This is a genomic window from Malikia sp. (genome assembly GCF_028687635.1).
In the GTDB taxonomy this organism is placed as follows: domain Bacteria; phylum Pseudomonadota; class Gammaproteobacteria; order Burkholderiales; family Burkholderiaceae_C; genus Malikia.
Window position 1 is genome coordinate 96,540 of sequence record NZ_JAQTZS010000008.1, and the last position, 13,612, is coordinate 110,151.

Annotated in this window: 12 protein-coding genes; 3 read left to right on the forward strand and 9 right to left on the reverse strand. The window is 63.7% G+C overall.

Annotated elements, in window-relative coordinates; all coding sequences use genetic code 11:
- Positions 1-26: 26 nt before the first annotated feature.
- The 7 genes from atpG to PHR85_RS07480 all read right to left on the reverse strand — a co-directional run bounded on the left by atpG (position 27) and on the right by PHR85_RS07480 (position 5,419).
- Entirely contained in the window at positions 27-896 is an 870-nt protein-coding gene (atpG, locus tag PHR85_RS07450; protein WP_300052476.1) for a F0F1 ATP synthase subunit gamma, read from the reverse strand.
- A 33-nt stretch (positions 897-929) separates the two neighbouring features.
- Positions 930-2,486, reverse strand: a complete 1,557-nt coding sequence (gene atpA, locus PHR85_RS07455; RefSeq protein WP_300052479.1) for a F0F1 ATP synthase subunit alpha — start codon at positions 2,484-2,486, stop codon at positions 930-932.
- 49 nt (positions 2,487-2,535) lie between these two features.
- Complete coding sequence (locus PHR85_RS07460) at positions 2,536-3,066, reverse strand: F0F1 ATP synthase subunit delta (protein ID WP_300052482.1); 531 nt, start codon at positions 3,064-3,066, stop codon at positions 2,536-2,538.
- Between the two features lie 20 nt (positions 3,067-3,086).
- Positions 3,087-3,557 carry a F0F1 ATP synthase subunit B gene (locus PHR85_RS07465; RefSeq protein ID WP_300052485.1) on the reverse strand — a complete coding sequence of 157 codons (471 nt, stop codon included), beginning with the start codon at positions 3,555-3,557 and terminating at the stop codon, positions 3,087-3,089.
- Between the two features lie 99 nt (positions 3,558-3,656).
- The gene (gene atpE, locus PHR85_RS07470) at positions 3,657-3,908 is read right to left on the reverse strand and encodes a F0F1 ATP synthase subunit C (protein ID WP_105728181.1); all 252 of its coding nucleotides are present in this window, start codon (positions 3,906-3,908) and stop codon (positions 3,657-3,659) included.
- Positions 3,909-3,982: 74 nt separating this feature from the next.
- The gene (atpB, locus tag PHR85_RS07475; RefSeq protein ID WP_300052489.1) at positions 3,983-4,867 is read right to left on the reverse strand and encodes a F0F1 ATP synthase subunit A; all 885 of its coding nucleotides are present in this window, start codon (positions 4,865-4,867) and stop codon (positions 3,983-3,985) included.
- A 21-nt stretch (positions 4,868-4,888) separates the two neighbouring features.
- Positions 4,889-5,419 (reverse strand): ATP synthase subunit I, encoded by a 531-nt coding sequence (locus PHR85_RS07480; protein WP_300052492.1) that lies wholly within the window; start codon positions 5,417-5,419, stop codon positions 4,889-4,891.
- Positions 5,420-5,611: 192 nt separating this feature from the next.
- On the opposite strand from PHR85_RS07480, the gene PHR85_RS07485 reads away from it, so the two are divergent.
- The 3 genes from PHR85_RS07485 to lipA are packed head-to-tail and all read left to right on the forward strand — an operon-like array spanning position 5,612 to position 7,594.
- Complete coding sequence (locus PHR85_RS07485) at positions 5,612-5,896, forward strand: DUF493 family protein (protein WP_300052495.1); 285 nt, start codon at positions 5,612-5,614, stop codon at positions 5,894-5,896.
- A 2-nt stretch (positions 5,897-5,898) separates the two neighbouring features.
- The gene (lipB, locus tag PHR85_RS07490) at positions 5,899-6,576 is read left to right on the forward strand and encodes a lipoyl(octanoyl) transferase LipB (RefSeq protein ID WP_300052497.1); all 678 of its coding nucleotides are present in this window, start codon (positions 5,899-5,901) and stop codon (positions 6,574-6,576) included.
- Between the two features lie 34 nt (positions 6,577-6,610).
- Positions 6,611-7,594 carry a lipoyl synthase gene (gene lipA, locus PHR85_RS07495; RefSeq protein ID WP_300052500.1) on the forward strand — a complete coding sequence of 328 codons (984 nt, stop codon included), beginning with the start codon at positions 6,611-6,613 and terminating at the stop codon, positions 7,592-7,594.
- An 8-nt stretch (positions 7,595-7,602) separates the two neighbouring features.
- On the opposite strand, the gene PHR85_RS07500 is transcribed toward lipA, so the two are convergent.
- Positions 7,603-9,510 carry a TolC family outer membrane protein gene (locus tag PHR85_RS07500; protein WP_300052503.1) on the reverse strand — a complete coding sequence of 636 codons (1,908 nt, stop codon included), beginning with the start codon at positions 9,508-9,510 and terminating at the stop codon, positions 7,603-7,605.
- Between the two features lie 155 nt (positions 9,511-9,665).
- Positions 9,666-13,604, reverse strand: a complete 3,939-nt coding sequence (locus PHR85_RS07505; RefSeq protein ID WP_300052505.1) for a DUF5801 repeats-in-toxin domain-containing protein — start codon at positions 13,602-13,604, stop codon at positions 9,666-9,668.
- Positions 13,605-13,612: the final 8 nt, after the last annotated feature.

Here is a 13,612-nt window from a genome sequence, read left to right on the forward strand (position 1 = left end):
ATTCTCTAGATTCTGTGAACCCGGCCTCAAACGGCCGCGGCGCCTGCCACGATTTCCGACAGTTCCTTGGTGATCGCGGCCTGGCGGGTCTTGTTGTAGACCAGCTTGAGCTCGTTGATCACGCTACCGGCGTTGTCGGTCGCGGCCTTCATGGCCACCATGCGCGCCGACTGCTCGGACGCCATGTTCTCGGCCACCGCCTGGTAGACCTGAGACTCCAGGTAGCGCACCAGCAGCTCGTCGATCACCGTGGCGGCGTCGGGTTCGTAGATGTAATCCCAGTCGTGGCCCTGCTTGCCCTGCTGCAGCTCGGAAGCGGTCAGCGGCAGCAACTGCTGCACCACGGCCTCCTGCTTCATGGTGTTGATGAAGCGGGTGTAGCACAGGTACACCGCGTTCACGCGACCTTCGGCATAAGCATCGAGCAGCACCTTGACCGGGCCGATCAGCTTTTCCAGATGGGGGGTATCGCCCAGACCGGTGACATGCGAAACGACCTTGGCGCCGATGCGGTTCAGGAAAGCCAGGCCCTTGTTGCCGATGGCGACCGCTTCCGCGGCCTGGCCCTTGGTCTGGAAGTCCCTGAGCTGGTTCGTGACCAGACGCAGCACGTTGGTGTTCATGCCGCCGCACAGCCCCTTGTCGGTCGTCACGACGATCATGCCGGCGGTCTTCGCATCGGCGTTGACCTGCATGAACGGATGCTGATACTCCGGGTTGGCCTGACTCAGGTTACCGGCGATCTGGCGCACCTTCTCGCTGTAAGGCCGAGCCTGGCGCATGCGATCCTGCGCCTTGCGCATTTTGGAGGCGGCCACCATTTCCATGGCTTTGGTGATCTTCTTGGTGTTTTCCACCGATTTGATCTTGCCGCGTATTTCCTTGCCTGCTGCCATTGATGCTCCTTAAACGGTCGCTTGACGCGCCGCTCAGTAAGTGCCGGTCTTCTTGAACTCGGCGATCGCGGAGTTCATTTCAGCTTCGGCGTCCTTGTCCATGGCCTTTGCCGCTTCCAGCTTGGCCAGCAGGGCAGCGTGCTTGTGCTTGAGGTGGGCGTGCAGACCCGCTTCGAAAGGCAGCACCTGGTTGACAGCGATGTCGTCCATGTAGCCCTTGTTGACCGCGAACAGGGTCGCGCCCATCAGGCTGATCGACAGCGGTGCGTACTGGGCCTGCTTGAGCAGCTCGGTCACGCGAGCGCCGCGGTCCAGCTGCTTGCGGGTGGCCTCGTCCAGATCGGAAGCGAACTGCGCGAAGGCAGCCAGTTCACGGTACTGGGCCAGGTCGGTACGGATACCGCCGGACAGGCCCTTGACCAGCTTGGTCTGGGCCGCGCCACCGACGCGCGACACCGAGATACCGGCGTTGATCGCGGGACGGATACCGGCGTTGAACAGGTTGGTTTCCAGGAAGATCTGGCCGTCGGTGATCGAGATCACGTTGGTCGGAACGAAGGCGGACACGTCACCGGCTTGCGTTTCGATGATCGGCAGCGCGGTCAGCGAACCGGTCTTGCCCTTGACGGCGCCCTTGGTGAAGGCTTCGACGTAGTCGGCGTTGACGCGAGCGGCGCGCTCGAGCAGGCGGCTGTGGAGATAGAACACGTCGCCCGGGTAGGCTTCGCGGCCCGGCGGGCGGCGCAGCAGCAGCGAGACTTGACGGTAGGCCACGGCCTGCTTGGACAGGTCGTCATACACGATCAGCGCGTCTTCACCGCGGTCGCGGAAGTACTCGCCCATGGTGCAGCCGGCGTAGGCCGACAGGTACTGCATCGCAGCGGATTCGGAAGCCGAAGCGGCGACAACGATGGTGTACTCCATCGCGCCAGCCTGCTCGAGCGCACGCACCACGTTCTTGATCGAGGAAGCCTTCTGGCCGATCGCGACGTAGATACAGGTGACGCCCTGGCCCTTCTGGTTGATGATGGCGTCGATCGCGACGGCGGTCTTGCCGGTCTGGCGGTCGCCGATGATCAGTTCGCGCTGGCCACGGCCGACGGGAACCATCGAGTCGATCGACTTCAGGCCGGTCTGCAGCGGCTGGTCGACGGACTGACGAGCGATCACGCCCGGGGCGACCTTCTCGATCACGTCGGTCATCTTGGCGTTGATCGGGCCCTTGCCGTCGATCGGTGCGCCCAGCGCGTTGACCACGCGGCCGATCAGCTCGGGGCCGACCGGCACTTCCAGGATGCGGCCGGTGCACTTGACCGTGTCGCCTTCGGAGATATGCTCGTACTCGCCCAGGATCACGGCGCCGACGGAGTCGCGCTCGAGGTTCAGCGCCAGGCCGAAGGTCTGCTGACCGTCCGGGGTGACCGGGAACTCAAGCATCTCGCCCTGCATGACGTCGGACAGGCCGTGGACGCGGACGATACCGTCAGTCACGGACACCACGGTACCCTGATTGCGCACGTCGGCAGCGGGGGCCAAGCCTTCGATGCGGGACTTGATCAGTTCAGAAATTTCTGCGGGATTGAGTTGCATGACTCTTTCCTTCTTTCGTATAGGTTTGCGCTTCGGGACACACCGCGGCTCACGCCGTCAGGGCCGCTTTCATTTGTTCCAGGCGGGCTTTGACCGTCAGGTCCAGCACCTCGTCGCCCACGACCACGCGAACACCGCCAATCAGCTCGGGCTGCAGCACGAGCTGCAGCTTGAGCTTGCGGGCGAAACGCTTTTCAAGGACGCCGGCCAGATCGGCCAGGGCCGCGCTGTCGATGTCATAGGCGCTATAGACCACGGCATCCGAAGTGCCCAGCTGCGCATTCGCGAGAGCGCGGAACTGGCGGGCAATCTCGGGCAACACGGCCACGCGGCCGTTCTCGATCACGGTCAGCAGGAAGTTGCGGCCGATTTCGGGCAGCGTCTGCTTGCAGACACCCGAGACGAGGTCGAACACCTGCTGGGCGCTGACCTTGGGGTTATCGGCAAATTGCAGCAGCTGCTCATTGCCAGCAATGGCAGCCAGCTCTTCGACCCACTGCGCGGTGGCAGCGGCGTCGGCCTTGGCGGCCTTGAACAGCGCTTCAGCGTAGGGGCGGGCAATGGTGGCAAGTTCAGCCATGGTCAACCTTTATGCGCTGGTCAAAGTTCGGTCTTCAGGCGGTTCAACAGCTCGGCATGCACGCCGGCGTTGACTTCGCGCTGCAGAATCTGCTCTGCGCCCTTGACGGCCAGGCTGGCGACCTGCTCGCGCAGGACTTCGCGGGCCTTGACCACCTGCTGCTCGGCATCGGCCTTGGCGGCGGCAATGATCTTGGCGGCTTCGTCATTGGCGCGGGCCTTGGCTTCGTCGATCGTGGCCTGGGCACGCTGCTCGGCGTCGGCGAGGCGGGAGGCGGATTCGTTGCGCGACTTGCTCAACTCTGCCTCGACACGCTTGTTGGCGACGGCCAGCTCGGTCTTGGCTTTGTCGGATGCAGCCAGACCTTCGGAAATCTTCTGCGCGCGCTCATCCAGGGCCTTGGCAATCGGTGGCCACACGAAATGCATCGTGAACCACACCAGAACCGCAAAGACGATCGCTTGCGCAAAGAGGGTTGCATTGATGTTCATCGCAACGCCTTTCTGTGTGTTATCGGGAGTTGAAACGCATTGGCTGTGACGCGCGCCCCGGCTTCAGGGCCGGAGCACGTCCTTCCTCACAGCAAACTATCAGGCGGCGATGACGAAGGGGTTCGCGAAGGCGAACAGCAGGGCAACTGCGACACCGATCAGGAAGGCGGCGTCGATCAGACCAGCCAGAATGAACATCTTGGTTTGCAAGTCGTTCATCATTTCAGGCTGACGAGCCGAAGACTCGAGGAATTTGCCGCCCATGATCGCGATGCCGATAGAAGCGCCGACGGCACCCAGAGCGACGATGAGACCACAAGCCAGAGCAACCAGACCCAGAACGTTTTCCATGATGAATCCTTTGAAATGAGAGGAAGGTTAAGAAAGAAAAGCTACGAGAAACACAGTGCGCGGGTTACGCGAACTCAGTGCGCATCATGCGCTTGACCCAGATAAATCAGAGCCAGCATCATGAAGATGAACGCCTGCAGGGTGATGACCAAGATATGGAACAGGGTCCACACCGTACCGGCGACCAGGTGCCCGACGAATAACAGGCCACCGCCGAGCGAGAGCGTGGCATAGCCACCCAGCAGCGCGATCAGCATGAAGACCAGTTCACCCGCGAACATGTTGCCAAACAACCGCATGCCGTGCGAAACAGTCTTCGCCAGGAATTCGATCATTTGCATCAGGAAGTTCACCAGACCCAGCGGAATGGCAAACAGAGGATTCTTGCTGGTACCGAACGGCGCGCTCACCAGTTCGTGGCTCCAGCCGCCCAGACCCTTGATCTTGACGTTGTAGAACAGGCACATCAGCAGCACCGACACCGACAGACCCAGGGTGGTGGACAGGTCGGCGGTCGGGACGACGCGCAGGAAGGCGTGATGCGGATCATGACCCTGCGCGGCGTAGACGCCTTCCCAGAGCTTGGGCAGCAGGTCCAGCGGCAGCATGTCCATGAAGTTCATCATGAAGATCCAGACGAACACGGTCAGCGCCAGCGGCGACACCAGCTTGCGGCTTTGTTCGTTGTGGATCAGACCCTTGGCCTGGTTTTCCACCATTTCGACCAGGATCTCGATCGCGGCCTGGAACCGGCCCGGCACGCCGGCGGTGGCCTTGCGCGCGCCCAGCCACAGCACGAAGACCGACAGCAGGCCCAGCAGCGCCGCGACCACGATCGAGTCGAGGTTCAGGTAGCTGAAGTCAACGATGCCCGACTGCTTGTCACCGTGATTAGTCAGGTGCGTCAGGTGGTGCTTGATGTATTCGCCCGGGGTTGGGCCCACGCCTTCAATCGCCATGTTTGATTCAGCCATTAATAGTCACAAAATTTTCGACGTCCGAGACGCTCGACGGGAACGCATCCAGAGTTCCAGCCAATACGCCTTGAGCGCCACCACCAGCCCGGCCACCAGGGCCAGCCAGCTCAGTCCGGGGACCAGCCTGGGGGCCTGCCACATCATGGCAAGCGCCAACAACAGCTTGACCCCTTCCCAAAAGAACAATCCTGCCAGCGACAGTCCGGACGCTCCGGGAAACAGCCGCCGCACCATCCTGGCCAGCCCGCTCGAAGTCAGGCCGTAAGCCATCAGGGCGGTGGGCAACAGGATGCACAAGACACCGTAGACAGCAGATCCGACGACTTCAGTCCGGCGCGTCAACAGCCACGCCAAGGGAGCCAGCAGCAGCCCGAGCAGCAGTTGCCACAGGACCAGGCTCCAAACCGACTCGCGCGGCTGACGCTGGCGCCACTCGGCGGCTTCATCGGCGGTCAGACGCTTGAATTCTGGCTCAGGCACCTCATCTACTTCATCATCGTAGACAGGGCGGCGGTTTTCCGGCTCGTTCTTCATCACGCGTGCTCCACGCAAGTCAGGCCCAGCCCGTCCCCGCAAAGCCTCCCATTATACGTAGCAACCCTAGGTCCGAGTCAAGTCTTTTGTAAGACTTGGGTTGGACGCGCCTTACGTTTGCTGCACTGCAACATTCTACCGAGTGAGGATAATCTATTTTTAGTGACTCCTGCTTACACATACGTGACAACCATGGACATCAGCCATCCCATTCCGCCCGAGCAATCCCTGATCGAGTACCCCTGCCGCTTCCCCATCAAGGTGATGGGCGCGCATGTCGAGGGCTTCGCGTCCGCGATCGCGCAGGTCGCCACCCAGTTCGAACCGGACTTCGACGCCGGCACGATGGAGCACCGCCCGAGCAAGGGCGGCAACTACCTGGGCCTGACGATCAGCGTCCATGTCACCAGCCGCGAGCAGCTCGACGAGCTCTACCGCACCTTGACCACGCACCCGATGGTCAAGATCGTGCTGTGAACATGCCGGGCCTCGAAATCAGCCGACTCGGCCGGGTCGACTACCTGCCCACGGTCGAAGCCATGCAGCGCTACACCGCCGAGCGCGGCCCCGGCAGCCCGGACCAGCTGTGGCTGTGCGAGCATCCGCCGGTCTTCACCCAGGGACTGGCCGGCAAGGCCGAGCATGTGCTGGCCGCGGGCGACATCCCGGTGGTGCAGACCAACCGCGGCGGCCAGGTGACCTACCATGGCCCCGGCCAGGTGATGGCCTATCCGCTGATCGACCTGCAGCGCGCCGGCTACTACGTCAAGGAATATGTCTACCGGCTGGAGGAAGCGGTGATCCGCACGCTCGCGCACTGGAACGTGACCGGGCACCGGGTCGCCAGCGCGCCCGGCATCTATGTGCGGCTCGACGACCCGTTCTCGCACGCGGCGCTGACCGGCCCGGCACCGGGCGGCGATCCCTTCCGCGGCCTGGGCAAGATCAGCGCGCTGGGCATCAAGGTGCATCGCCACCGCACCTACCACGGTCTGGCGCTCAACGTCGCGATGGACCTGGAACCCTACGACCGCATCAACCCCTGCGGCTATGCGGGCCTGAAAACTGTCGATCTCCTTACAATCGGTGTCCAGGCCGCGTTCGACGACGTGGCCGAGGTGCTGGGCCAGCAGCTCCGCGCCCTGCTGCCCGCCTGACGGGCTTTCTCTTATCCCCAGCCGGAACATCCAGATGTCGAGCAATCCCGTCGTTCACCAGGCCCAAGACGCCGAGAACTACAACGCCAGCGCCAAGCAAAAGAGCCACGCCAAGACCGCGCGCATTCCGATCAAGATCGTGCCGGTGGAGGAAACGCTCAGGAAACCGGACTGGATCCGCGTCAAGGCCGGCAGCCCGAGCACCCGCTTCTACGAGATCAAGGACATCCTGCGCCAGAACAAGCTGGTGACGGTGTGCGAGGAAGCCTCCTGCCCCAACATCGGCGAATGCTTCGGCAAGGGCACGGCGACCTTCATGATCATGGGCGACAAGTGCACGCGGCGCTGCCCCTTCTGCGACGTCGGCCACGGCCGCCCGGATCCGCTGGACGCCGACGAGCCCGGGAACCTGGCCAAGACGATCGCGGCCATGAAGCTCAACTATGTCGTGATCACCAGCGTGGACCGCGACGACCTGCGCGACGGCGGCGCCGGCCACTATGTCGCCTGCATCCAGCAGACGCGCGCGCTCTCGCCCAGGACCCAGATCGAGGTGCTGGTGCCCGACTTCCGCGGCCGGCTGGACAAGGCGCTCGACATCCTGGCCGAGGGCCCGCCGGACGTGATGAACCACAACATGGAGACGGTGCCGCGCCTCTACAAGGAAGCGCGCCCCGGCGCCGACTACGCGCACTCGCTCAAGCTGCTGAGGGACTTCAAGGCCCGCTTCCCGAACATCCCGACCAAGAGCGGCCTGATGGTCGGCCTGGGCGAGACCGACGAGGAAATCCTCGAGGTCATGCGCGACATGCGCGCGCACGACATCGACATGCTGACCATCGGCCAGTATCTGGCGCCGAGCGGCCACCACCTGCCGGTGCGCCGCTACGTGCACCCCGACACCTTCAAGATGTTCGAGCAGAAGGCCTACGAGATGGGCTTCTCGCACGCGGCGGTGGGTGCCATGGTGCGCTCCAGCTACCACGCCGACCAGCAGGCACAAGCCGCCGGCGTCTGACGCCGGGATCAGCGGCCGCCAGGCTGGCGGCTCTTGCCGGCGTCGGATGTGACGGGAGTCTTGACGGGGTCGCTGTCCTTGGGCTGGGTCGCCTGGTAGCCCGCCGGAATGATCCTCATCTCGATCCGGCGGTTCTTGGCGCGACCTTCGGCCGTTGAGTTGCTGACGAGCGGCGTGGACTTGCCGCGACCCTCGGCACTCACCTTGCCTGCGGATATCCCCTGGTTGACGAGGTAGGTCTTGACGGCGTTGGCGCGCCGCTCCGACAATTTCTGGTTGTAGGCATCGGTGCCGATCGAATCGGTATGACCGATCACGATGATGATCTCGATGTCCAGGCCCTTGATCTGGCCGATCATGTTGTTGAGTTGCGACTGACCTGCCGGCTTGAGGACGGCCTTGTCGAAATCGAACAGCGCATCCGCCAGAAAGGTCACACGGGTCGGAGCCGTGCGGGAGATCTGCGCCGGCTGCGAAACGGGCTGGGAACGCGACTCCGCGATCTTTTTTTCCAACTGAACGGTCTCGGGCGCCTCCAAGGGGCAAAGCTCCTCAAGCGGCAGCTGCGGGTGGCGGTCCTGGCCGGCGTCCTGCAGGCTGGGCTGGCCGGGGCGCCCGATGCCGAGCGCCGCGGTCAGCTTGCCCATGCCGGACAAGGTGCGTGCTTGCGCGATGATCTGGTCATAGCGCGCGTTGATATGGGCGCGGTTGGCCTCGAACAGCTCATTTTGCGTGTCGAGCAGGTCGAGCAAGCTGCGCTGACCGATCTCGAACTGCTGGCGGTAGGCCTGCAGCGCTTTTTCGGTCGAGAGCCGATGCGTGTCGAGGTAGCCGAGCTGCTCCTTGAGCTTGACCATGTCCTGGTAGGCGATGGACAGGGTCTGTCGCACGTCGCGGCAGGCCTTTTCCTGCAGGTCGCGGGCCTGGAACTGGTATTCGACCGCCCGCTTTTCGCGCGCCTGGTCATAACCGCCGCGGTAGAGGTTGTAGTTCAGCAGGACCTCGGCCACCTGGTCGCGCTGCCGGCCAGCCACGCTGTCCGTGCTACGGCCCCAGCTCTCGCGGATGCGGAAGTCCACCCGGGGCCAGTAGGCCGACTGGCGGGACTCGACCTGAGCGCGGCTGGCGCGCACGTTCTCGTAGGCGGCGTTGATGGTCGGACTGCTCGGCAGGCCCCGCTGCAGCGCATCGATCGCGGAAGTAGGAAGGCCCTGCAGCTTGAGTCCATCGGGCAGGCGGGCGATCTTGAGCAAGGGCTTCTCACCCATGATGCGGAGGTAACGCGCGCTGACGTCATGCAGATTGGATTGCTCGGTCAGCAGGTTGGACTCGGCCAGCGCGATCCGCCCGTTGGCCTGCTCGAGGTCAACCCGCCGGCCGACGCCAGCAGAGGCCTTCTGCCAAATCTGCAAGGCGGTGCTCTTGTGCTCGAGATAGTTGCTGCGCGCTTCCTCGACCAGTTCGGTATGGCGCGCGACGTCAGCGTAGGCGCGGAGCGCCTCCAGGCTGATGTTCTCCGAGGTCTCGATCAGTTCGTAGTAGCGCACCAGCTTGGCGTAGCCCAGACGCTTGAGCTCGCTGCGGGTGTACATGCCATCGAACAGCATCTGCGTCAGTCTCAACTCGCCGCCGGCGCGCGTGTAGTCGGTCTCGCTGCCGGCCGAGGAGGCATCCTTGCGCTCAAGGCCCACGCCCAGCGTCATGTCGACCTGGGGCTTGTAGCCGGCGGTGCCTGCCTCGCGATCGGCCCCCGCTCCATTGAACTCACGCCAACGCGCCTGCACCTCGGGATTGCTGACGACGGCCTTCTGCGCCGCCGCCACCAACAGGGTCGGCAAGGCCTGCGCCAGGACAGCGCTACCTGTCAGGGCCAGAACCGCGCCGGCCCCGGCATTCAAAATCAGACGTTGCTTCATACACCACCCTGTTATGACATGGCGCGCCACATCCCCGGCATGCCAAGCCTCCTCAAACGGCAGAACACTATAGCAGCACGCATATCTTTTCCATTTGACAAACATGACGACGGAAAGCCCGCGGTCAAGGCGATCGGACTCTCGTGAACTTGCCATCAGGGATCGAGCTTCAGATTGCCCTGCTCGACCAGCTTCTTGATGAGATCGGCATCGGTCGCGCCCGAGTAGCCCGACAGAACCAGGCCCAAGTCCGTCGTGCTGGAGAAATTATCGAACACGATCTTCTGCGTGACGCCTCCCGAGCCAGCCCCGTCGGGGTCAACGAGCAGGGCCAGCTTGCCGCCTTCGGTGCCGAAATTCAGGTAGGCGCCGAGGTTCCAATCCGCGCCCTCGGTCCCATGCTCTCCGGTCAGGAGGTCGCGCAGGTCCAGGGCGTCTTGCTCGGTGGGATCGAAGTCGACGACATGGTCGACGGCTGGAGTTGCAATCGTCGCCTGATCGCCCAGTTGCCACTTGAACACGTCGGCACCGAGATCACCGGTCAATGTGTCATTGCCCTGACCGCCAATCAGGATCTCATTGCTGCTGGAGCCTGTCAGGCTGTTGTCGGTAGCATCACCGAGCAACACATGCAAGTCGATGGGCAGGGTCGAGCTCGCAAGGTCAGAGTCGTTGTCGATCAACGTGTAGCCGACATCGACACCAACATTCCCGGAGCTATTGAACGAGAGATCGTAACGGCCGTCGTCCATGTCAACGGCGAACTGCCCCTCCCCCGCGGCGAAGTTCACCACCAAGCGGTGATCCGTGGTGAAGGAGACACTTTGGCGGTCCACGCCTCCGGTGAAATCAATGGTGTTCGTGCTGGTGTTCCAGGTATAGGTCGTGCCCTCCAGGACAATCGAGTGGACATGGCCACCGTCGGTCCCGAACCCGTTGCCGTTGACGAGCGACAGGTATCCGCTCGTATCGACTGCTTGCCCGCTGGCGAAGGAGTTGGCCACGGGACCGTCATCGTCGAAAGTCAAGAACGATGAGCTCGTGGTGATGAGCGCGGTCTCAAGGGTAATCGGGCTGGCATCGCCATCGGCATCCTTGCGCACGACTCGATACGTCAGCCACACCTCATCACCATTTGTCGTCAACAAAGGGGAAGATTCGTCGTGCAAAGTGGTATCGCCGTGACGGATCGCCTCGTACAAGGTGGTGCGCAGCTGATGGACCGGATCACCGCTCGAAGCGGTGTTCACGATCTCGATCTTGAACACCGGGCTGCCTCCATCAGCGTCACGGCCGACGATGACGCCTCCTTCCAGGAAAAGCGTGATCTGGCCGCCCGCCGTGGACGACAGATTGGTCGCCAGGCCATCGGCGGTAAAGCCTGTAAAGCTCGGCTGGTAAGTGGTGCTGCCAGGCCCGTCCGAGCCATAGGAGCCCGACAAGCTAAACAGACTGGCAAACCCTCCGCTGATCTGGGTTTCGACGCGCGCCAGCCAGCCACTGCCGTCATCGGTATTACCGGGGTACATTGACACCTCGGCAGGGGCATAGCGGTCGACGCCAACGGTCTCATCCAAGTTGACCTGCGGCATGAAGGCATTCTTGTCGTCCCCAGTCGAGAAAGGGCGGTCGTCCACGATATTGAAGGCCCCCCTCAGGTCCAGGTTGTGCGTCGCCGAGTCGCCGTCCGCATCGGTCGCCGTGGCGCGCAGCACCAGGGCGCCTGCCGCCGTGGTGAGCGTGGAGGTGTCGTTGCCCGTTCCGCTGTGGTAGATGGCTGCCTTCTGCTCAAACTTCACCTCACCGGTCAAGTTGTCGAACGTGATGGTGAAGTAGCTGGTGCCGCCAACGCTGCCTGTGACCACGTTACCCGCTTGGTTGAGCAAGATCTGGCTGCCCCGTGCGCCACCCACGCCCAGGGCGTACAGCCCGGAGCCGACATTGCTGCCGTTGAGCGCCAGGGCGTAAGCCGTCGTACCCGCAACGTCGGCACCATAGCTGATGGACGAGCTGAAGTTGTCCACTAAATTGGCCGTGGCAATGTTGGGCAGATTCGCTTCGTTCACCGTCAGGCTATCGGCATTCAGCACGTTGGTGATGCTCGGGCCGTCGTCCTTGAAGCTGATGGCGTGGCCCAGATTGATCGAGTTCGAGCCCGTGTTGGTGTCGCCATCCTTGTCCGTGATGGTGTCGGTGCGCGTCAGCGTGATCAGCTCATCCGCGCTCAGCGACCGGCCTTCGTCCGGATCGGTCGTCGGGTGCACGATGGCGCGCACCTGGTCCAGCGTCAGCGAGGCGCCGCTGTGGCTCACCCGGAACGCCACCGCGCCGGCCGCATCGGGCGTGTTCGTGGCGCTGCCCACGCGGCCCACCACGTCGTTGCCCGACAGGTACAGGTAGATGTGATTGCCCGTGGCCATGTCCACCAGTCCACTGTCCACGCCCACGCTCTGGATGCCCAGCGCGAAGGTCGAGCTCACCGTGCCCGCGCCGTCAGCGCCGTACAGCGGCAGGTTGCCAAAGCTGCTGGCGAAGCTGACCGTGGCGTTGCTCGCCAGGTTCGTCTCGTCCACCACCAGCGAGGCCACCGCCGGCGCGCTCGCGCTGACCGTGATGCTCGGGCCATCGTCCTTGAAGCTGATGGCGTAGCCCAGATTGATCGAGTTCGAGCCCGTGTTGGTGTCGCCATCCTGGTCCGTGATGGTGTCGGTGCGCGTCAGCGTGATCAGCTCATCCGCGCCCAGCGACCGGCCTTCGTTCGGATCGGTCGTCGGGTGCACGATGGCGCGCACCTGGTCCAGCGTCAGCGAGGCATCGCTGTGGCTCACCTGGAACGCCACCACGCCGGCCGCATCGGGCGTGTTCGTGGCGCTGCCCACGCGGCCCACCACGTCGTTGCCCGACAGGTACAGGTAGATGTGATTGCCCGTGGCCATGTCCACCAGTCCACTGTCCACGCCCACGCTCTGGATGCCCAGCGCGAAGGTCGAGCTCACCACCGTGCCCGCGCCGTCAGCGCCGTACAGCGGCAGGTTGCCAAAGCTGCTGGCGAAGCTGACCGTGGCGTCGCTCGCCAGGTCCGTCTCGTCCACCACCAGCGAGGCCACCGCCGGCGCGCTCGCGCTGACCGTGATGCTCGGGCCGTCGTCCTCGACCGTGACAGTGAGCGTGCCCTCATCGACGGGATTCACACCATCCGAGATTCTCACCGTCAGGCTCAGGCTGGCGGTATCCTCTCCAGCGGTCCCCAGATCCGCTATCGAGTGCCGAATAGGTCGCAGCAGTTCGACGCCATAGGGAACAGTGACTCCGGAACTGCCGACGTCAATCGATCCATTGTTCAGCGTCACACGGATGACCGCTTCACCACTGGTGGCGTCAGAGCCGATCAGCACGGCATGGTTGGTGCCGTCATAAGCCCAGGAGAGGCTGGTTTCGCCCACCGTCGAGAGACCAGGATTGATCAGCTCGACCGTCAGGGGCGCGACACCGTTGCGAGTGATGTCCAAGGTGCCCGCCGGATCCCTTGTGGCTAAATCCGTGCTGTCATTGCTCGGCAAGAGTTGCGAACCAGAAGCATCCGGGAGACCTCCGGGCAGGCCCTCTTCGGAGACATGGGATTGACCATCGCTTATGAGCGGGCTCACGTCGTTGTCTGTGATCGTGGTCGTCACCGTCGGCGTGCTCACCGTCGCCATGCCGCTGGCCAGCTGGAGCGTGAAGGCTTCGGGCCCCTCGACCAGCAGGTCCTCCAGCGTGGCCAGGCCGAAGCTCGCCAGCGTGGCGCCGGCGGCCAGGTCGGCCGCGCCCGCGGTGGCCGTCACGGTGATGACGCCGTTGGCGTCCGCCGCGCCGCTGACCAGGCTCACGCCCGCGCCCGCCACCAGGGCCGCCTGGAGCAGCGCCGTGAAGTCGATCCCCTCCGTCGCCTGGCCCGAGGCACTGTCGAGCGTGAAGGTCACGCTCTGGCCGGCGCCCAGTCCCGTCGCGCCCAGGGTGACCGCGTAGTCCGTGGTCGTGGCGCCCTCGGCCACCGTCGCCGGCCCCGTCAGCGTGAGCGACAACGGATCGTCGTCCTCGATCGTGGTCGTCACCGTCGGCG